Raw genomic sequence first — 19,350 nt, forward strand, 5'->3', positions numbered from 1 at the left:
TTTTTCATTAATTATTTGAAGACTTTAAAGCGTACAGCATCATCCACAAAGCCTTTTTCTTTAGCTTCGCCCTCAACTGAACCAAAGACCAGTTGTGCTCGCAGTTTCCAACTTGCAGGCACATCCCACTCAGCATGGACTTCTTCATCTACAATTGGATTGTAATGCTGTAAAGATGCACCTAAACCTAAGGTATGTAATGCAGTCCAAGTTGCAAACTGCGCTATTGCAGTTGAATGCTCTGCCCATACTGGGAAATTTTCAGCATAAGATGGAAATTGCTCTTGTAAGTCCTGAATTACATCTAAATCTTCAAAAAATAAAACAGTTCCCACACCTGCTGAAAAACTGGTCATTTTTGCCGTTGTTTTAGCCGTGCTTTCTTCATCTTTAGCATAAGACTTCAGTTTTTCAGCCACAAAAGTCCAAAACTTTTCATGTTCCGTATTAAATAAAATTACCGCCCGAGATGACTGTGAATTGAACGATGATGGGCTTTGTTTAATGGCAGTTTGAATCAAATCAGTTAAAAATTCAGGGCTGTGCTCGACCTTTTTACCAATGGCATAAATGGTACGACGCTTTGTGATTAAGTCGATGAACTGATTTGACATATTATAAAATCCTTACGGTTATACTGTGAATGATGACGCAATGTATCAAGCAATATTAATTCCAACATTTGACCAAATAATAAAATTTATTGCTTTAGATGCAGTTTAAATACTTTCTTGTGCTCGCAAATACATAGTTTTGCTATCGATATAAAAAATCCTCCATTTGGAGGATTTTTGAATGACTTAAAATTTGGCTTCTAAGACTTGAGTGGAAATTTTATTTTTCCATAAGTCACGAAGAACGGGTAAATAGAACTTTTCACCCAGTTCAACCAATTCTGCATCGATCAATGCATGAATCTCATGCATAAATAAATAATCGAGTTCAACTGTTTTCAACTGTTGCTGTGCTTTTGCAAAGTCTTTGCGCTTTTGTTGTGCACGTTTCACTAGAGCATCGGCAAAATCTTTATCTTTAAACTGTTTGATCGCGTTTAAGCGTAATTCAATAACGCCCCAACCACTCAACAACAGTTTGAAAAGTTCAAAGTCAGTCGTGGTTGATTCCCATGTCATTTCTTCAAGATTTTCATTTTCAGGTAGAACAGGAAGTAATAACTCAGAGGTGGATCAGGAAATTTGAACAACACTTATAAGTGATATTTTGCTCCCCAAATGATGTTATAAACATCAATATATGGAGTATTTTATGGCACGTAGACCAAGAAGAAATCATTCAAATGATTTTAAAGCTAAGGTAGCACTTGCTGCGATTAAAGCAGAAAAAACACTTGCTGAATTGAGTGCTGAATTTGATGTTCATCAAAACCAAATTATCGACTGGAAAAATCAACTGATTTCAGCTTCCTCGCAAGCTTTCGATCAATCAAAAGCTCCAACAGAACCACCCATCGATCTAAAAAAACTACATGCAAAAATCGGTGAGCAGGCATTAGAAATTGATTTTTTAGAAGGTGTGTTGAAGAAACTGGGCCGCTTCAACCACAAAAGTTAATCGATGACTCACTTCAGATTTCAGTATCTAAGCAAGCTCAGCTGCTGAAAGTCTCCCGTGGTTGTTATTACTATCGCCCAAAACCTGTGAGTGCATCAGATCTGAAGCTGATGCGGTGTATGGATGAGTTACATATGCAATACCCTTTTGCAGGTAGCCGGATGATGCGTGATTTGTTGAATCGTCAAGGACATCATATAGGACGACGTCATACACGTACTTTAATGAAGAAAATGGGCATTAATGCGTTATATTGCAAACCAAATTTAAGCCAGGCTAATCAAGCTCACCGCAAATATCCATATCTGCTCAAAGGATTGGCTATTCAGCGCAGTAATCAAGTGTGGTCTACGGATATAACGTATATCCCTATGGCAAAAGGCTTTGTTTATTTATGTGCTGTGATTGATTGGCATAGCCGCAAGGTACTTGCGCATAGAGTATCGATTAGTATGGAGGTTACATTTTGCATAGAAACATTAAATGAAGCTATTGAAAAATATGGTCGACCTGAAATATTTAATACAGACCAAGGCAGTCAGTTTACCAGTGATGCATTTATTGATGTATTGAAATCAAATGGCATTCAAATCAGTATGGATGGTAAAGGTCGATGGGTTGATAATGTGATGGTTGAACGATTATGGCGGAGCGTTAAATATGAAGAGGTGTATCTCAAAGCCTACAGCAATGTTTTGGATGCGAAGAAGCAATTAAACGCATATTTTGAATTTTATAATTTGAAACGACCTCATTCGAGTCTGGACAAAATGACTCCAGATGAGTTTTACTATGACCAGCTACCACAACAAAATAAGGTAGCTTAACTAGAGCAGAGTATCACTTATAAATAAGCTTTTAGTTGTTCAAACATGTGGGACCACCTCTCTCCATAACACTTGGGAAAATCTTTTTGAAATTTAAAACAAATTTAACAGGATGTTCACCCGGATAATCGTTAAATTGCACGTTTTTCTGAACATCTGTCAAATAAATATCAAGCATGGTAACTCATCAGCAGTTTATCTTTAGTCGACCATTGTACCGACTTCGCCCAAAGATAAAAACCGCTGGTGTTCATTTGCTCTTTAGTTGAGCATCTGGACCAAGGGCTATTTTACATTTGGTGAAATCATTTGCTCTGGACGTACTACTTCATCAAACTGCTCAGCCGTGACTAAGTTCAATTCTACGGCCACCTGTTTTAACGTTTTCCCTTCTTTATAGGCTGTTTTGGCAACTTTCGCTGCATTTTCATAGCCAATCACTGGGTTTAAAGCCGTAACTAACATCAATGAGTCATGTAAGAAGTGATCAATTTTTTCACGGTTTGGTTCAATACCCACTGCACAGTGATCATTAAAACTATTACATGCGTCACCCAAAAGCTGAATCGACTGCAATAAATTAAACGCAATCACTGGCATGAATACATTCAACTCAAAGTTACCCGATGCGCCCGCAACATTAATCGTGGTGTCATTGCCTAAGACTTGAGCCACCACCATGGTCATCGCTTCACTTTGAGTCGGATTCACTTTCCCCGGCATAATACTTGAGCCTGGCTCATTTTCTGGAATACGTAACTCGCCAAAACCACAACGCGGGCCACTTGCCAACCAGCGAATGTCATTGGCAATCTTATTCAAACTTACCGCAAGCGTTTTTAATGCACCCGAGGCAAACACTGCTGCATCACGCCCAGCCAATGCTTCAAATTTATTTGGTGCAGTCACAAAAGGCAGTCCAGTCAACTGTGCCAGTTGCTCCGCTGATTTTTCTGCATAATCAGGATGAGCATTCAGCCCTGTACCTACAGCCGTTCCACCTAAAGGCAGCTCATACAAACCTGAAAGTGCTTGTTGTAAACGCTTTAAGCCGTGATCGAGCTGAGAAACATAACCGCTAAATTCTTGGCCTAAGGTTAAGGGTGTCGCATCTTGTAAATGAGTTCGGCCAATTTTGACGATGTCAGCAAATGCTTGAGACTTTGCCTCTAAAGTATCTCGAAGCTGGGTAACCGCAGGAATCAGTAATTCATTGATCTGAATACTTGCTGCGACATGAATCGCCGTTGGGAACGAGTCATTGGTCGACTGTGCACGATTCACATGATCGTTCGGGTGTACAGGTTTTTGTGCACCTAAAGGATTGCCAAGTTTCTGATTGGCGATATTGGCAATCACTTCATTACAGTTCATGTTGCTTTGTGTGCCTGAACCAGTTTGCCATACCACCAAAGGAAACTGACTATCCCACTGCCCTGCAATCACTTCATCCGCAGCACCGACGATGTATTGCGCCAATTCTTGTGGAATTTGGTTGAGCTCAGCATTGGTCAATGCTGCTGCTTTTTTCACTAAGCCCATGGCACGAATCATTGGACGTGGTAGACGTTCACTACCAATTTTAAAATTTTGCAAACTACGCTGAGTTTGAGCACCCCAAAGTGCTTCGCTCGGTACTTCAACTTCGCCCATCGTGTCATGTTCAATACGTGTTTGCATTTTAACCTCTTCCTTTTTAAGTGAATTGCAAAATGATTATTTTGCACTTGTTTTCCTTATCTTAATGATTAAGCAAAAATATGTAAATGATAATTATTATCATTAAATTAATTAACGGCCATCTAAACTTTGTTGGTAGAAACGCCATCCATCTTCAAGGGTTTGTTCTAAACTGCGTTTCGCTTGCCAGTGTAAAACGTTTTTCGCTTTACTACACTCTGCTGCGACCTGATCTAATTCCACGATATGCGAATCCACAACATCGACTGTAGCAATATCACTTTGTGTTACATTTTCAACTTTTTCAACCAACTGCTGTATCGATACACTTTGACCTGCGATATTAAAGGCTTCACAAGCAAACTGTTGAATACTTAACCATTGTAGCGAAGCCGCAATCGCATCACAGGCATCGAGGATATGTAAAAAACTACGCTCTACGGTATGATCTGTGGTTTGTGCACTTTTTCTGAGTTCAATGTGATCACGTTGTTTTGCAGCGACTTGCATCAACAGTGGAATAATATTTTTCGGTAAAGGCGGGAACAGTTCTCCGAGCATCGCATTTTCAAATGCACCAGCAACATTGCCCATTCTTAAAATTGCAATTTTCCATTCATTATCCGTTTTTGCTGTATCCCGAATAATTTCTTCGACCATTTGCTGCGACTTGATATACGGGTTTGGATAGCCGTAATTCAGCTCTAAATCTTCTTCTAAATATAGGCTGGATTCACCATAGACGGCAAGACTTGAAAGATGAACCAAAGTTCGGACACCTGTGCGCTGCATGGCACGCAGTAAACTCATGATACAACTGACATTGTCATTATAGTATTCCAAAGGCTTCAGTACTGATTCTTCAAGCGATTTAAAACTTGCTGCATGCACCACCGCATCGATGGAATACTGCTCAAAAACTTTGTTTAAAGCAGGCGTATTTCGTATATCAATTTTGACAAAAGGCACGTACATGCCACTAATAAATTCTAATCGTTCAAGAGTTTGTAAGTTCGCATTGGATAAATTGTCTACAATAATGACCTCTTGCCCATGCGCCATAAAGCTCAAAGCAATATGAGAGCCTATAAAGCCTAAACCACCAGTCACTAAAATCATTGTATACATACTCCTTATAATAATCAGCAAGTTGCGTTTTATTGGTGTATTTATGGTGTTTCAAATGACTTATCCACAGATATTAAACGCAAAAAACCGACTCAAAATTCTCTTGAGTCGGTCAATCTGCAAGAGCACTATATCATCATTTTAAAGGTTCGGAATATTGCATGTGTTACAGTTATAGCTATGTACTGTATATCGTTTATGAAAAGAAAAAACTTATTGAATAAATTGTGAAGTTTGTAATTTGAGGGGGCGTTCAATGGCCTACATCACCAAAGATGGTAAGTGGCTTGCATATCGAGATGCAACACAAGAAATAACTGAATATGATGATTTTTCAGATATCCAGCAGGTATATCAACCCGAATGGTTTTGGGTCGATAACAAAGATGATGCCAAAGTATTCCATGCTGAAAGTATCGCTAGTTCATTTCTAGTAAGACGACGTGGGGAGTTTTGGAAAGGTGCTAAGGTTGTTGGGAAATGAAAAAGTTAGAAATTATTTTTACAGTAATTTTAGTGATTACCATTATTTGGGGAATACAGTGGATGTTTCATGGTTTTCCAGTAAAACCTTCAAATATTAGTAATTCGAAACCTACTGGGGATATAGTTTCCAATCTGAATGAGTTCTTAAATGATCCTGCTTTATCACAAATAATAGAAAGCTGTGTCCCTCTTTATAATGCTGATTTCAGAAAACGAAATCCTCAAGAAAAAAAACTACCAGATTTAATTACAACTTATGATTTTAGTAAAAATCAATTAATTAAAACCAACCATCGTACAAAAAAGCATGAGGCTAACTCATCAAATATAAATACTATTAATGAGTTCTTTAATGTATTAGATAGTCCAATGAGCGATCCCAAAATACTACATCAATGTTTTGGAAGTTATGGTTACACACTTGATGACATGAGAAGAATTAAGAAAAAATTTAGCAATTTTGTAAACTCTAATTAATTACATATTTAACATAGTAACGCTTATATGAAAGCCCTAACTTGGAGAGCTCTTCCATTATTGCAGTGCGGTAGAAACTTATTTCTTAAAGTATGAGCGACACCCTTTAATGAACGCTTCATTTATATTCATTTCAGGATCATCCTTCTCATCATCGCATTGATCCGCACTCTTTAGGTTGTTATCACGTGCGTATTGATAGCCGTAATACTCTTCTGTGCCTTTCTCAAAGCCACCAAGTTTGTCAGGTCTCATTTGGTATTGGAAAAAGATGAATGCAGCAATGCCAATGACTGCAAGTATTCCATTGACGATCCTAAATTGTTTTGAAATCATTTTTATTCTTAGTTTGGTTGTTATTTAAGCAGTGATCATAAAGAATAAAAAGGAATAAGTCTATGTGTGCAAACTTATAAAAATTGGGAAGTGAAATATAATAACAAATATGTATATGAGTTATGAAGAGGCAACAAAAAACCATGACAGAGGGAGTGATATGTCATGGTTTGATTATTCTATTGATTCTTGAAAATAAGAGCTTTTTAAGGGCTACAAATTTCGAAGATGGACTTTATAATTTTTACATGCAGCACAAAAATAATTCTAAAAACAATAAAAAAATTTAAAATAGTCAAAATAGTATCAACAACATCATTGTGTATGATACTAGTTAAAACAATAGATACAAATAAAATAAAAACTAACATATATGATTTTAAAATGAAAAAAACAGGTTTAATATATTTTAAATCAAATAAAAAATTCAAATTTTCTTTATATATAGACATTAAATTAACTTAAAAATCTTACTACTTTCAAGGCTCTGAAAAAACATTTCAAAACTAGGGCGAATATCCTCACCTTCAAAAGTAATATATTTTAAATTTGAGTGATCTTGTAGGTCTACAATAGACTTATCAACTGTTGCTTGAATATTATATTCAGTACCAAATTGATCTTTTACGGTGACTTCTTTTTTAACATAGATGGGTCCTTAATTTAAATTATTTAGAAATTATATAACTTGATTAAATTACTTTATAATTTAACTTAAACATCTGATTTAAAGACGTATAAAAAGTTCTTCCATCTAGGTTCAAATCAACTTCTTTACCTGATTGAAGAAGTATTCGCTTACCCACTTCTATAGTTTTTAACCCATTACGAGTATTTTGTATATTATTTAAAGGGATGAGCGACACTATAATTTCTGTACCATTTTTTGATTTTGCAATTAAATCGTTTATTTTTAACAACTTGTATCCTATTTCTGAAGGTTTTCTCGATTTGAAAAAACTTTAAAACTAACTTTCAATTTATAAAAAGCACTGTTTAGTGCTTTTTATTACTGTCAATTATTGCTTAGATAGCAACAATATTTACAGCATTTGGTCCTTTTTGACCTTGAGCTACACTAAACTCAACCATTTGGCCTTCAAACAGTGTTTTGAAACCTGAATTAGCAATTTCGCTAAAATGGGCAAAAACATCTGGACCTGATTCTTGCTGGATAAAACCGAAACCTTTAGTTTCGTTGAACCATTTTACAGTACCTTTAACAACATTCGAGTTTGACATAATAAATCCTACTGATTTTTTAATAATTGTGAGTCATTTGATTGACTGTTTATAACTTTGAAAATAATAAATTTTGAGACTTAAAATCTGAAAAAACGAAGGATTATGACTAAAACTGCGATGCTTAAAGAAGATTTACCGAAACAAGACTTTTTTCTAGTTAACTTAACTATACACTAAAAATTAATTTAATCAAGTTTTCTTATATGTATATTTATTTGCCTTATATTTTTTGATTTTTACAATAAAATTAAACCTTTATTGTAAATACAGTAAGATGTTGTTACTCTGAAGCTCAGTAATATTGATAACTAGTGAATGCGATTTTATAACTCTGTAATAACAATTCTAGTTTTTTTAGTTTCGGGAATGATGATTTTTTCCCATATACAAAGCTCCTACCACCCTGCAAACTTTATTACTGCATCTATTGATAAGTAATTAAATTAAAAATCAATCAGATGCTTGAACACTTTTAGTCGTATCAATATATTAATTAAGAACGCTTATTTCGCTCACGATAAAACTTATACCAAAGCCCTCATTTAGATAGAGAGCTTTTTCAATTCACACACTGAACACAAACAGTGACATGCACCCTTGACGAAATCGAATGCGCTGTGCAACCTGATAGGAGGATGCACAGCAATAATGCTTTGATCATGATAGAAACAAAGCCTTTTCTTTAGCGCGACGATTAACAAGCCCTTGCATGCGTTTACCACCAGCATTCACCCATACATCAAACTGATCTGCTGCACCGCGAAAATCATTGGAATTCAGCTTTTTAACTAAAGTTGATCCACTAAATGCATTAGTCCCAATGTTGTACGCAAGTGATACCAGTGCATCAAACTGATTCTGATTAAGCGGTACAGTCACCGCATTATTTACAGCCGATTCAAATTTTTTTAAATCATGCGCCATGTATGCCTTGGCCTGTGCTTCAGTACAGGTATCACCTTTCTTGACCTTAATGCCGTTCGGGTAAGCCGTGGTACCAAAACCAATCGTCCACACTCCCACACCATCGTCATAAGCAGTAAGCCGTTTCCCCTCAAAACCACAGATGAGATCCACACCAAAAAGACTAACCACCAACTGATCGATAGCAAGACCCAACATATCAGCCACTGATGTATCTGTAGCCGTTGCAATCACTTGATTCGTAGCATCAACTTGTTTTTGAGTAAGTGTTCCACCGCTGATCTTTCTTAAAAAATCAAATATCTGTTTCATTTTTCACTTACTCACTTAAACATTGCTTTAAAAGCTGAACGAATTTCAAAGATTAATTCACCAATGGTTTTACCACGTAATAGCTGAATCGCTTGATACCAGATGCCAATTAACAACATTCCAAAAATCGCAAAGATCAACATCACAAAACCTTGGGTCATATGTGAATAGACATGCCAACCATAATATTCAATAAATGCTGAACCACCATACAGACTAATCGCCACACTAAACGTGAACTTCATAATCACCCCCATCGTGATTTTAATTCGTCCCTCGGTGTCGATATCCCCCGATAACGTCAGAGCAAAGATTGCCCCAACCACTGCAGCGATAATTTTAAAAAGCCATGGTAGGCCCTTGATGCTTAACGGGTCATTCATAGACCACTCCTAATTTTTTGGCAATAAAAAAGCGCTTAATGAGCGCCATATACTTTTTAAAAACTTAAACTTCTATTTGAATCACTTCACCCAATGGTGCGAGTCGTTTAATCTCACCATCAGATACGAATACAGATGCTCCTAAGTTATAGCGGGTTGAGCTGGTGACCAGATTTAAGCCTGATCCACCTACTACCAACACTTTGTAGTTGGGATGGTCCACACTGGTAATAGTTCCTACAAACTCTGCAGCCGTAGGAAGCAAATCAATTAAACGCTGTAATGCATTACTCACGATTCACACGCTCCACTTTCACAGTTTGATTGACCACTGCATGACTGAACGAGACGCTGACACTATCTACAATCCCCCACCATTCTGCATTAAAGGCCAGTACTTCTCCTGGCACACATTCACCCACCTCAGGCGAAATCGGCATACTGTAGGTGTGTGTTTCGACCATTCCTGCTTTGGCAAGCTTAGCCTTACCATAAGCCCCCATGCTGACATGGTTAAATAGCGGGTTGTTTTCAGGCTGTAGTAATGTGTCTGCACTGGTTTCAGTGCGTTTCACTTGAGCCACCAATGTTTTACGATCATTGGTCAGCGTAATACCATTGTAATCAGGATAGATCTGATAATCAGTCGATTGACTCACTACCGCAGACTCAGGCAACAAGCGATCATATTCAGCGATCGACAACACATCCCAGAAGGTCTTTTTGTAAAGAGGCTTGATCGTCAGCGTATTGCTGCCCTTTTCGCTATAAATAAACCCACCGCCACTTTCAACCACCATCTTTATGGCATCTACTGGCGCTAAATTGGAATAACTTAAGCATTCACGCTCAACGATCCAGACCAGTGCATCGATCAATTGCCAATTCAGCACCGTATCGCTAAACACGCGATCAAGCTCTGCCTGACATAACTGGACGGAGGTTCGATCGTTCTCTTGTAAGAATGAGCGTAGTGGCGCTGTCGGCGCAGCAAGCAGTGCCGTTTGACTGCGACCAATCAAGGTATAGGTGTCTTGGGCAAACTTACGAGAACGTCGTCGGTTCTCAAGCAGCATTTGATGCTCGGTACCATTCACGATAATTTTTAAAATCACAGGTTGTCCATTGATCGGTTCAAGCTTGCCAATCTCGGATGCAGGTACGGTCAAACTATAGGACCAACACCAGCAGCTGCGATCAGTACTGTAATTCCCGTCATAGACTTCAATTGCTACGCCATTGTCGAGGCGCGTCACAGATAAACTATTCAATATGTACCACCAATTACGATTCGGTATGCCCGGTATACAATCATCTGCACCGAAGTTGAGTTCAACATTGTGTGCATCCAACTCATGGCATAGGCATACAAACTCAAGATCGCCCGTCCCTTCATATTGAGGAGTTTCAGGCTCTGGCCATGGTTCAATTGGATGCTTACGATAATGGATGGATTTGGCCTTATCCCACGAAATTTCGTCCTGTGTAACCAGCTCCAAGCCTTTGTCCCAGTCAAAGCTAAAGCGCTTTTCAAAGACATGCGCGACCTGATGTGAATAAGAGATGTTGCGCCGCTTTCGGATCATCTCCTGATAGGCGAATTCACGGTTCAATTGAATCTTGATTGACTCATCAAAATACAAATCCTGCGCAATACGAATTTGGAGATTTTCTTGCCAGCGTACCGTTTGGTTGCGGCTGAGCTTTGCACCTTGATCAAAGGCGCTATGGATGGATTCAGATAACGTCTGTCCACGCTGAAATCCAATGTCATTGCCATGACTGATCACTAATCCTTGATCAAAAAAAAGAGCTTTATTCGAGACTCTTAATATTGGTTTTGCCCACGGTATTTCCGTCACGCTTAAAGCAGCTATTGCTTTTTGATAACTAGAATCAAACGCATAAGACACTCCGACGATGTGATTAATATCGAATACCGCATCAATTTGAAATTGAAATGCAGTATCTAAGACAGTATCAATCGTACACAGGTTTTCAGCAAACTCTGCAACAATGTCGAAGCTAAAACTGGTGTCTAAGACGGTATCAATCTGCCCAACAACATCGATATTATCTTTAAAGACTGCAACAACTTCATAACTAAACTCGGTATCTAACACCGTGTCTATGACTGCAGTATTTGCACCACTGTCAGCATAGACTGATGTGACTTCAAAGGAAAACTCAGTAACAAGTACTGTATCAATAACTGCAGATACTTCATCACCAAAGTTGAGATTGGTCGAGCTGTCGGCTATATGCTCAAAATTGAGAATGATGTTATGGCTATCGGTATTTTCAGGCTTAAAGTTTAAGTTTAGGTTGTGCGCATCAACGGTGCCGAGCTTATTTTTAAAATCCACATGAGCACCCTTTTTAGTTACGGTCTAAGTTTAATGGACTGGATGAACAGCGTGCCGCCCACAACTAGATTAGTATTGGCTAGTGATATATCTGTACTTACAGTTAAATCTGCTGCCACCTCGCCTGCGCCATTGAAAATACGCGCCCATGTGGCTGTGCCCGTCTTAATAACCGAACCTGTGTCAGTTGGATGTAACTCAACATAGGTGGCCGTGGTTTCTTTAATGCATGGCTCAGGAAAGGCTAAGGTCACTAAAGCATTTTCTGGACCTACTGCAATTGCAGGGCTTGTGGGTTGCACACCCTCATAAAAAATAACGGTAGCACTTTGGCTACCGCTATCCATAAAACCTGCAAAGGCTTGAATCACGGAAAGTCGAGCATTGATAGATGTTTTACTCATTTTGGCACCACGTTATCTTGAACGACTGCGTTGTATTGTTGATTCTGATCAAATGCCACAACAAATGCTTTTAAATTGGTATTTAACCCTAAAAAACGATAAGATCCATTTACATCAGGTTTTTGTATTGCAATTGGCTGTAAGTTTCCTTTGTTGTAGAGCACTATCGTTGCATCTTGATATTTCTCACCTAGCTTTTTGACAGACCCCGTAATTTTTGCCACCACAGCGCCAGTCGCTACACTCTGCAAAAGATAATCCGACAGCAATGGTTTAAAAGAGATAGGTTTCATTCAAGCTCTCCAAGATAGTAGTAAAAACCACCATCACCACTTCCATTAAGAGAACATTCTGCCACATACATTGAACTCCCAGTTAGTTTTGGGGTGGTTGCATATATGGCGCTTAGATTATCCCCGGCATAACAAATATGTTTGAGTGTTCCGAGTAAAATCTTATCGGTGGCTGCATAGATTGGGATATTTAAAGCAGACACCCCTCCTATCGATCCATTATATAAGGGGCTACTACCACCTGACTTATAGTTCGGAGCTATACCTTGCGCATATGTATGCGTAGATAATTTAGAAGTGAGTGTGTATTTGGGTACTAGAATCACCCCTGGATTAGTCACGCTGGTAATCTCACCACCATTACTCACTGGGGTTGCGCCTACACGATTGTAAAACCCAGTATTAGCGCTAGCATTAGTAGTCTCCAAGCAGCTACATAAATACCAATTAGGGATAACATCATTAGGAATGGAATTGTCATACAAACCACACCCACTCACAGTTTTCCTGTATGAACCAGGTAAATGAGATCTTATAAAGTAAAAAGCGTCCCCTCCCCCTACGATTGTAAAGCGTCTATTATTACCGGTTGGAGCATCCACATCGCCATTACCTCCTGAAGCATTCATATCAAGGTTACGTGCCCAATACCACCTAGACCAACCTCTAACTACTGCACTACCAGTGCCACTTACCTGCCAATTATAGCCTGGATTAGAGGGGTTAAAGGGTAATTGGAGCACATCTGGGTTCTTAAAGTCATCGATATGATTCATGTGCTCCAATAGACCAACCATGGCGTATTTTGCATAGGTTTCTGCATAAACTCCCGATGTTCCGTCTGGGCTGGTTAGGCTTTCATCCACCCGGATAAAAGGGTGTTGCGCTATAGGGTTTTTAGCACGATAAACTCGCTTTACATCATTCGTATCTCTAAAAATAATGTCATAACCAAGTGAAGCTAACTTTCCAGTGCCCATTGTAATAATTGAGCGCTCAGTAATATCTAACACAGGCTTTAAAATGAGCTGCGTCGTATTGGGCACACCTTTAATTCGATATTTTTGATTGAGTGAATTAGGAGTAAAACCCGATAACTCCACCACCTGAAACAACATTGCATTATGTGCTGCAAACAAAGTGATCGAAACATCGCCTTGCTCATCAATACTTGCCGCAGTGATCTGAGTAAAATCAATACCTGTGACTAAGACCTTATCGAGTAATCGAATTAAATCTCCCCAGTTATTGCCCAAGACTAAGTTATTTAAGTGGCTAAAATATTGAACATCTACATCTGTTGCCATAATTAAGGGTCCATAAAAAAGACCGCCGAAGCGGTCATATTTGAATTAAAAGTTAAGCCACTCGGTCAATGTCACCGCGCAGCATGATTTGGAATGAATCAGACAATACTGTTGGTTCGGACTGCTTCACTGTACGAATCACCCAAATCGGATGATTAGTTGCAATCGTATTAAAACGCAGTACGTTGCCACTCGCCCAGCCACTACCCCAACCTTCCTTTTGGATAGTGAAGTAAGGTGCATTGGTCACTGGGTTGATTGGAGAACAATCTTCTGTAATCACCCCGGTTCCAATCTGACCAGAATATTCACCAATGATTCGAAAAGCTGAAGTGCCTGTAAAAACAATCGCCCAACGCTCCTGAATATTGCCCTTATTCGTAACTCTTATCGGAAATAGGGTGTCATTGTAGTTGGCTGAAATTGCCGCCCCCACCGCCTCATCTTTCCAAAGGTTGTCCCACGTCGACTGTACAAATTTACGCGTGTAGCGTGCTTGCATGTCACCAATCACCAGTGCTGAACCAACAATGGTATGCGCTGGATCGTAGTTGTGCGTCAAAGGCTTGGTGAAAGTCACTTGGCCATTGATTTTGACATCACGAACCAAACCCATATCTTGATAGCGATACTTGGCTGTCAGTGGTCCAGTCAGATTACCTAATGCAAAATCACCGTTTAAAGTCACTTTGCCGTAGTCATAGTCCACCGTGTACAAATCAAATGGAATTTTAATCCCATCCGCATCTTCAAGTTCGCACCAAGAAATCCGCTGATCTGCTAATGCATAGATCTTTCCTACAATATAATCAGGTAATTCCTGCGACTTGCTCGCACTGACAATCCCAATCTCACCCGATCTGAAAATTGGAACTCGGCCATCAATCGGCAAACGTACTGCAGATAAGCCCAGCAACTCAGCATCAATCGGGATATAGCTGTAACCGACTGCGCTGTATTTGATAGTTTCAGGCAAGACCATGATGGGCTTATGAATCCACTGCTTGCCATCCTTGGTATATTCCAGCTCAGCCACATACCAATCCTGCGCCATAATTTCAGCACGGTTGGCACTGGTAACTTCGATCTTTTCTCGAAAAACAAATTGGCCATAGCCTTGATCAAAGTTAAAGAAACCGTCGCATTCCGCTGTATTAATCACACCAGATCCCGCTGGCATAATATTCAAAACACCACCTTCCACCTTAGTGGCTGACAGGGTTAAGGATTGTGCTCGGATAGGTATCATCGGTGCGCGATATGACACTTGGTTGGTTTTTACACTTTCAAGCTGAGTCACTAAGGTCTCTAAAGTTGGATTATTCGCCCCACCTACATCCCAAGCGGATAGTTCTACGGCTCCATTTCCATAATGGATCTGGCCAGCCACTGTTCCCGCACCCGTAGTTACTGATGGATTACGATACAGTGATCCGAGTTTATCGATATAGGTTGAGCTAGCTAAGGTAAAGCGAACCGAACCTGCAAGAATCTGCTCAGCAAAGCCTTCGGTTAAATCCGTTTTTAGCACAGAACCAATCACTGTATCTGACCAAGAGGCAGCGGCTGAGCTATCTCGATACGAGACACTCACAGTCACCGCAGTTGCTACTTCATTCAGGTTTAAAGTATGCGTTTCACTGGTATTTTCATACTTAATCGTCATTCCCAGCATGCCTGCCGCAATGGCCTCCTGCGATGTATTATGCGTTCCGTAGTAAGGGCGCATGATCTTCTCGCGCTCGATCGCTTCAAGTGATGTGCTTGGGGTGATACTCATGGTACGAGATGAATAGTTAATGGTGCCTTGTTGTTGCCCCTCACCATTGATTAAACGTCCTGTAGTGGCATCAATCGGCATATCGCGCAGCTCAACCTCACCTGTGTGGCTCATATACTTAACGGGTACACGGACTTTCACAGACTTGGGAATCAGCGCAGCAGATCCATTGTCCAATTCAATCGAGATCGTACCGCTGGTCGGTACCGCAGTCACCTGAACTGAAGACTTAGTACCTTTCTGACCTGATACATTAAACGTGGTACCGCCATTGGGTAATAAGGTCGGCATCAGCTTCGCTATACCATCCGCATAGTCAATGGTGCCTGTGGCATCCCCTGTGAATTGCCCTTGGCCATTATCGGTTGCTGTCTTGGCGACGCCATTCAACAACCAACCAACAGTTAAAGTGCCTGCCACAATCGAATCGTTTACAGGGATCTCGACATAGGCTTTATTGATGGTTAATCCTGAGCGCTCCTGAGCCGTGATCATATTGCTCCATGTCATCAGGATTGCGCTGCCGACATCTGCAAGTTCACCCGTGGTGAGCGACATAGTACCCGTATCGTAATCAATGCTGCCAGAGCCAAAGGATGAATCAACACCACGCAATTGCCCAGCACCATTGTCTCGAAGCGTGTAGACCTGATTCTGCACCAAGTACGACACTTGCAAACTGCCCGGAGATGGCAGCGGGATCAAGTTACGCAACCAGTTAAAACCGATGTTCTCTTGATTGACATAGATCAGTTCAGATTCAACAGGTGCTGTCACCGCTGCTGCAGGCATAAAGTTAATCGTGAGGTTGGTAGTTCCTGTCCCCGCGCTTGCATTCCAAGCCATAGAGCCGTTTTGATAGTTGATGGTACCAATGGATGTACCAGCGGCATTTTTAAGTTCACCACCGACGTCGGTAATCGCTGAGCCAAATAAAATAAACTCAACTGATTTTGGCATGACCGACGAGCCGACATATAAGCTCGACACGGTATTAATGGTGACATTATTAAAAGTCATACTTAGCACACCATTCTTGGCTTTCACCAGAGCCACAGAGTCACCTGCAGCATTGATATTCACCATCGGGGTTTCAGTCTGCGCTGAGGGAACTAACTGCGTATAAACATCCTCAGCAACCACAGAATAATCACCGACTTGTGCAGCTTCTTTTAAATTCGCACTAGAGTAATACTTCCCCGTATCCGCCACAATAGTGTCACGGATGATGGTGGTACTCTTTTCACCGCTATACCATTGCTTTGCAGATAGCCCCACAAAATCAGCTTTTAATGCATCACTGAGGCCATAAGTGGCAATTTTATATTCCACCTGTTTGCCGTCGACCATCACATAAGCAGTTCTTGTTGACACCTCAGTGATCCGTAAGTATTGCTCAATCTCTAAAGTTTTACCTTCATTCGAGATCAATACAATTGATGTACCAATAGCGCTTTCCGCTTCTTGGGGAAACATGGCCACTTGTAAAGACTTCATGCCTTTCCAATGTGTATCGAGTGGTGTGCCAGCAATCTGTGCGCCTTTGGCATTATAGTTTTCAATGCGGTTCTGCGCTTCTTTACGCTCATCTGTCCAGCTATCGGTACTGAATAACACGGCGGAGACATTCGGATCTTGTGCATTTTGAGAGATAAATACTGTCGCCCCCATCAAAGCATCAGTATCCGCTGTATCCACTGCAGCATAGATCTTTTGGATAGAAGTACGGCCCGTGGTGCGGTCCATCTCGGAAATATCATTGAACAGGTTATTGCTCTGACCATCGACAATTTCACGGCCTGAGTATTTGCCCCCACCATCATCAGCATCTGTACGAATGCGTTCTGACTCAAGGAGCTTTAAATTATTGGTTTCAATTGTCATCGCTTACCTCAATGAATCGCATGGTAACGTTAAAATAAGTATCAAGTGATGTTGCTGGAGTGCCTTTAACTGTAGAGCTTTCCAATGCACCGTCTTTATGATTCCAAATCACATTAAACACACGCTGGTCATGTGGCCATTCAAACTGAAGTGTGAATTGCTCTTGCAGGTTCTGCCATAAACGAAGCGTGTTCAGGTCGCTCAGCTTGATCCAGCCTTTAGTTTTATTGGCTGGCTGTAATGTGATTGGTCGACCTGCTTGCTTACGCCCCTCTTGAATGATCAGAGCCCCACTAATGGCATACTCCTGGTTCTGCTCGATCTCAGACCAGTTTTCATCAGACCAAAAAAAACCATCCTCAAGTTGGATGGTTTCTCCGGTCGACTTTCGTGTTAATCGCATTACGATCTTCCTTTAATTACTTCGAGTTCTCGCATCATTTCCTCAAGAGCTGTGGCTTGATCGGGTGCCGCTGATACTGTCGCTGTCTGCCCCGTTCCCATATCAATTTTGATCTCCACACTTTGCTTGGTCTCCATGCCTTCCATTGGTTGAATATCAAGACTAGTCGCAATAAGTGGCGCATCAGGCACGGCGGAAATTTGCTGAGTTGAATCACTACCATTTGACAGTAATGAAGCATTACCACCACCTGAACCACGTGCTTGTGATTTTGCATTCAGCTCATCAGTACGCGCTTTCATCTTAGCTTTGAAATCATCCCAGTGGTCATTGGTGGCTTGTTGTTCAGGGCTTATTTCAGGTTGCTCACGTGAAGTCACTTGGCTAACTTGACTCACAGTGCGCTGAGTCTCGATTGCAGCCTGCTGGATCTCACCCAGTTTAGTAACTGTGGCTTTGCCTGTGGCATCAACCTGAACATCAAGATCAAGCATATAGGCTTGTGTTGTAATCGTGCTATCCGCAATACCTTTATTTGCTGCAATGGCTTTTTACCCAGTAAGATCGGAGTACCAAAACGCTCCAAGAACTTTGCCCAGAATTTAAATCCATTCTGTTTAAAGAAAAACAACCAATAGAGTGTTGCCAGTAATGCTTTGCCATAAGGTTGTTCAAATGTGGCCTTACGACGAGTAAGAAAGAACTTAAGAAATTGATCAACTTCCCGATCTGTGCCGCCTCCATCTTGACGATAGATTAAACGTCCATCGTTTTTAGGCTCAAACCATTGCATTGGCTTTTCACCAATCCACTGTACCCAATGATTAAACCAATGTGCTGGATCATTCTTGCACTTGTATATCTCTGCTTGAATGCTGAGTTCACTTTGCTCAATTACTGCTCGGTAATAGTAACGTCTGGTCATCTCAGCAATGACTTCAGGCAAACGTGTGCTAATCGTCCACTCTTTGATGAGGGGCGCTATTTCTTCAATTGCGTAACTCATAATTTGCCATTAATTGCTAAGCGAGATAGCTCCTGCGCTGACATCCCAGCAAGCTGCTCAGGGGTATACATAGGGGGCTGAGTCTGTTCATTCTCAGTTTTTATTGGTCCACCATCAGCTCCAGTAATTTCTTTACGGTTGGTGTATAGCCCACCCACTTCTTTTGCAGCCTGCTCTAATAGATCAGGAACAATCACGGCGTTATCTTTGTAGCGATCATGATCGATAAAGTTTTGAAGACGTCTTAAACGATAAGCAATATTTGCGATAGGAATTGAATTAACGTTCTTATTCATATCCTCTCGGATTCGATAAAATTCCTTTTTGAATTCTTCGCTTAAATCCTGCCCTGTCTTTTTGGTTGGGTCGTATGCTTCACACTGTTGTTTCGTTACCGTAATGCCAAATTCTTCTTGGACGCCCTTAGCAGTTTCAGTGGGTGTCTCATAGGTTGCTAATGACCGAACTATATAGAGTTTCACCCGTTTATTAAGTCTTGCCATTTATCTAAATCCGTCCAAGTACGTCCAAGTAAAA

Annotated in this window: 22 protein-coding genes and 1 pseudogene; 3 read left to right on the top strand and 20 right to left on the bottom strand. The window is 40.5% G+C overall.

From position 1 onward, the window contains the following. Positions 1-11 precede the first annotated feature (11 nt). Both AC4MDD_RS09040 and AC4MDD_RS09045 read right to left on the bottom strand, forming a co-directional pair. Positions 12-614, bottom strand: coding sequence for a nitroreductase family protein (locus AC4MDD_RS09040; protein ID WP_491881448.1), 603 nt, complete (start codon positions 612-614; stop codon positions 12-14). Between the two features lie 186 nt (positions 615-800). Next, a pseudogene (locus tag AC4MDD_RS09045) lies at positions 801-1,187 on the bottom strand (hypothetical protein); the annotation flags it as partial. A gap of 79 nt (positions 1,188-1,266) precedes the next feature. On the opposite strand from AC4MDD_RS09045, the gene AC4MDD_RS09050 reads away from it, so the two are divergent. Beyond that, positions 1,267-2,399, top strand: a protein-coding gene (locus tag AC4MDD_RS09050; protein ID WP_223235881.1) for an IS3 family transposase whose coding sequence is annotated in 2 segments (ribosomal slippage) — positions 1,267-1,519 and positions 1,519-2,399 — 1,134 coding nt in all. Because the reading frame shifts where the segments join, the coding sequence is not laid out codon by codon here. Between the two features lie 285 nt (positions 2,400-2,684). Here the strand turns inward: AC4MDD_RS09050 and fumC are convergent. Together fumC and AC4MDD_RS09060 are read right to left on the bottom strand one after the other, a co-directional pair. Beyond that, complete coding sequence (gene fumC / locus AC4MDD_RS09055; RefSeq protein WP_004979849.1) at positions 2,685-4,079, bottom strand: class II fumarate hydratase; 1,395 nt, start codon at positions 4,077-4,079, stop codon at positions 2,685-2,687. Between the two features lie 111 nt (positions 4,080-4,190). Further along, positions 4,191-5,198, bottom strand: a complete 1,008-nt coding sequence (locus AC4MDD_RS09060; RefSeq protein ID WP_491881449.1) for an NAD-dependent epimerase/dehydratase family protein — start codon at positions 5,196-5,198, stop codon at positions 4,191-4,193. 265 nt (positions 5,199-5,463) lie between these two features. On the opposite strand from AC4MDD_RS09060, the gene AC4MDD_RS09065 reads away from it, so the two are divergent. Then, entirely contained in the window at positions 5,464-5,691 is a 228-nt protein-coding gene (locus AC4MDD_RS09065) for a hypothetical protein (RefSeq protein ID WP_004693368.1), read from the top strand. Beyond that, entirely contained in the window at positions 5,688-6,170 is a 483-nt protein-coding gene (locus tag AC4MDD_RS09070; RefSeq protein WP_491881450.1) for a hypothetical protein, read from the top strand. The genes AC4MDD_RS09065 and AC4MDD_RS09070 overlap by 4 nt, the downstream gene beginning before the upstream one ends. A 78-nt stretch (positions 6,171-6,248) precedes the next feature. On the opposite strand, the gene AC4MDD_RS09075 is transcribed toward AC4MDD_RS09070, so the two are convergent. The 16 genes from AC4MDD_RS09075 to AC4MDD_RS09150 form a co-directional block, all read right to left on the bottom strand. Then, on the bottom strand, positions 6,249-6,506 hold the full coding sequence (locus tag AC4MDD_RS09075) for a hypothetical protein (RefSeq protein WP_491881451.1): 258 nt from the start codon (positions 6,504-6,506) through the stop codon (positions 6,249-6,251). Between the two features lie 451 nt (positions 6,507-6,957). Next, positions 6,958-7,158: a hypothetical protein gene (locus AC4MDD_RS09080; RefSeq protein ID WP_491882608.1), complete on the bottom strand. Its 201-nt coding sequence runs from the start codon at positions 7,156-7,158 to the stop codon at positions 6,958-6,960. A 40-nt stretch (positions 7,159-7,198) separates the two neighbouring features. After that, positions 7,199-7,426, bottom strand: coding sequence for a hypothetical protein (locus AC4MDD_RS09085; protein WP_491881452.1), 228 nt, complete (start codon positions 7,424-7,426; stop codon positions 7,199-7,201). Between the two features lie 106 nt (positions 7,427-7,532). Continuing rightward, entirely contained in the window at positions 7,533-7,748 is a 216-nt protein-coding gene (locus AC4MDD_RS09090; RefSeq protein ID WP_004693381.1) for a cold-shock protein, read from the bottom strand. 660 nt (positions 7,749-8,408) lie between these two features. After that, positions 8,409-8,987: a lysozyme gene (locus tag AC4MDD_RS09095; protein ID WP_491881453.1), complete on the bottom strand. Its 579-nt coding sequence runs from the start codon at positions 8,985-8,987 to the stop codon at positions 8,409-8,411. 11 nt (positions 8,988-8,998) lie between these two features. Further along, positions 8,999-9,370 carry a hypothetical protein gene (locus AC4MDD_RS09100; protein ID WP_087010935.1) on the bottom strand — a complete coding sequence of 124 codons (372 nt, stop codon included), beginning with the start codon at positions 9,368-9,370 and terminating at the stop codon, positions 8,999-9,001. 64 nt (positions 9,371-9,434) lie between these two features. Next, on the bottom strand, positions 9,435-9,665 hold the full coding sequence (locus AC4MDD_RS09105) for a hypothetical protein (RefSeq protein WP_058869408.1): 231 nt from the start codon (positions 9,663-9,665) through the stop codon (positions 9,435-9,437). Then, complete coding sequence (locus tag AC4MDD_RS09110) at positions 9,658-11,736, bottom strand: hypothetical protein (RefSeq protein ID WP_491881454.1); 2,079 nt, start codon at positions 11,734-11,736, stop codon at positions 9,658-9,660. The genes AC4MDD_RS09105 and AC4MDD_RS09110 overlap by 8 nt, the downstream gene beginning before the upstream one ends. Before the next feature lie 17 nt (positions 11,737-11,753). After that, positions 11,754-12,140 (bottom strand): hypothetical protein, encoded by a 387-nt coding sequence (locus AC4MDD_RS09115; protein ID WP_491881455.1) that lies wholly within the window; start codon positions 12,138-12,140, stop codon positions 11,754-11,756. Beyond that, positions 12,137-12,433 (bottom strand): hypothetical protein, encoded by a 297-nt coding sequence (locus AC4MDD_RS09120; RefSeq protein ID WP_491881456.1) that lies wholly within the window; start codon positions 12,431-12,433, stop codon positions 12,137-12,139. The genes AC4MDD_RS09115 and AC4MDD_RS09120 overlap by 4 nt, the downstream gene beginning before the upstream one ends. Continuing rightward, positions 12,430-13,740: a hypothetical protein gene (locus AC4MDD_RS09125; RefSeq protein ID WP_491881457.1), complete on the bottom strand. Its 1,311-nt coding sequence runs from the start codon at positions 13,738-13,740 to the stop codon at positions 12,430-12,432. Before AC4MDD_RS09125 ends, AC4MDD_RS09120 begins: the two co-directional genes overlap by 4 nt. A 52-nt stretch (positions 13,741-13,792) precedes the next feature. Next, positions 13,793-17,404 (bottom strand): hypothetical protein, encoded by a 3,612-nt coding sequence (locus AC4MDD_RS09130; protein ID WP_491881458.1) that lies wholly within the window; start codon positions 17,402-17,404, stop codon positions 13,793-13,795. Then, positions 17,394-17,807, bottom strand: a complete 414-nt coding sequence (locus AC4MDD_RS09135; protein WP_491881459.1) for a hypothetical protein — start codon at positions 17,805-17,807, stop codon at positions 17,394-17,396. The genes AC4MDD_RS09130 and AC4MDD_RS09135 overlap by 11 nt, the downstream gene beginning before the upstream one ends. Then, positions 17,807-18,205: a hypothetical protein gene (locus AC4MDD_RS09140; RefSeq protein ID WP_491881460.1), complete on the bottom strand. Its 399-nt coding sequence runs from the start codon at positions 18,203-18,205 to the stop codon at positions 17,807-17,809. Before AC4MDD_RS09140 ends, AC4MDD_RS09135 begins: the two co-directional genes overlap by 1 nt. Continuing rightward, positions 18,202-18,813: a phage portal protein family protein gene (locus tag AC4MDD_RS09145; RefSeq protein ID WP_491881461.1), complete on the bottom strand. Its 612-nt coding sequence runs from the start codon at positions 18,811-18,813 to the stop codon at positions 18,202-18,204. Before AC4MDD_RS09145 ends, AC4MDD_RS09140 begins: the two co-directional genes overlap by 4 nt. Next, the gene (locus AC4MDD_RS09150) at positions 18,810-19,316 is read right to left on the bottom strand and encodes a DUF2280 domain-containing protein (RefSeq protein ID WP_087010888.1); all 507 of its coding nucleotides are present in this window, start codon (positions 19,314-19,316) and stop codon (positions 18,810-18,812) included. The genes AC4MDD_RS09145 and AC4MDD_RS09150 overlap by 4 nt, the downstream gene beginning before the upstream one ends. Positions 19,317-19,350 lie beyond the last annotated feature (34 nt).

It is taken from the genome of Acinetobacter sp. CAU_H_29a_1 (assembly GCF_058599505.1).

Bases quoted from the DNA above. Each gene is read 5' to 3' on its own strand.
- AC4MDD_RS09040 (WP_491881448.1), bottom strand. From the start codon at position 614: ATGTCAAATCAGTTCATCGACTTAATCACAAAGCGTCGTACCATTTAT.
- fumC (WP_004979849.1), bottom strand. From the start codon at position 4,079: ATGCAAACACGTATTGAACATGACACGATGGGCGAAGTTGAAGTACCG.
- AC4MDD_RS09060 (WP_491881449.1), bottom strand. From the start codon at position 5,198: ATGATTTTAGTGACTGGTGGTTTAGGCTTTATAGGCTCTCATATTGCT.
- AC4MDD_RS09065 (WP_004693368.1), top strand. From the start codon at position 5,464: ATGGCCTACATCACCAAAGATGGTAAGTGGCTTGCATATCGAGATGCA.
- AC4MDD_RS09070 (WP_491881450.1), top strand. From the start codon at position 5,688: ATGAAAAAGTTAGAAATTATTTTTACAGTAATTTTAGTGATTACCATT.
- AC4MDD_RS09075 (WP_491881451.1), bottom strand. From the start codon at position 6,506: ATGATTTCAAAACAATTTAGGATCGTCAATGGAATACTTGCAGTCATT.
- AC4MDD_RS09090 (WP_004693381.1), bottom strand. From the start codon at position 7,748: ATGTCAAACTCGAATGTTGTTAAAGGTACTGTAAAATGGTTCAACGAA.
- AC4MDD_RS09095 (WP_491881453.1), bottom strand. From the start codon at position 8,987: ATGAAACAGATATTTGATTTTTTAAGAAAGATCAGCGGTGGAACACTT.
- AC4MDD_RS09100 (WP_087010935.1), bottom strand. From the start codon at position 9,370: ATGAATGACCCGTTAAGCATCAAGGGCCTACCATGGCTTTTTAAAATT.
- AC4MDD_RS09115 (WP_491881455.1), bottom strand. From the start codon at position 12,140: ATGAGTAAAACATCTATCAATGCTCGACTTTCCGTGATTCAAGCCTTT.
- AC4MDD_RS09120 (WP_491881456.1), bottom strand. From the start codon at position 12,433: ATGAAACCTATCTCTTTTAAACCATTGCTGTCGGATTATCTTTTGCAG.
- AC4MDD_RS09125 (WP_491881457.1), bottom strand. From the start codon at position 13,740: ATGGCAACAGATGTAGATGTTCAATATTTTAGCCACTTAAATAACTTA.
- AC4MDD_RS09130 (WP_491881458.1), bottom strand. From the start codon at position 17,404: ATGACAATTGAAACCAATAATTTAAAGCTCCTTGAGTCAGAACGCATT.
- AC4MDD_RS09135 (WP_491881459.1), bottom strand. From the start codon at position 17,807: ATGCGATTAACACGAAAGTCGACCGGAGAAACCATCCAACTTGAGGAT.
- AC4MDD_RS09145 (WP_491881461.1), bottom strand. From the start codon at position 18,813: ATGAGTTACGCAATTGAAGAAATAGCGCCCCTCATCAAAGAGTGGACG.
- AC4MDD_RS09150 (WP_087010888.1), bottom strand. From the start codon at position 19,316: ATGGCAAGACTTAATAAACGGGTGAAACTCTATATAGTTCGGTCATTA.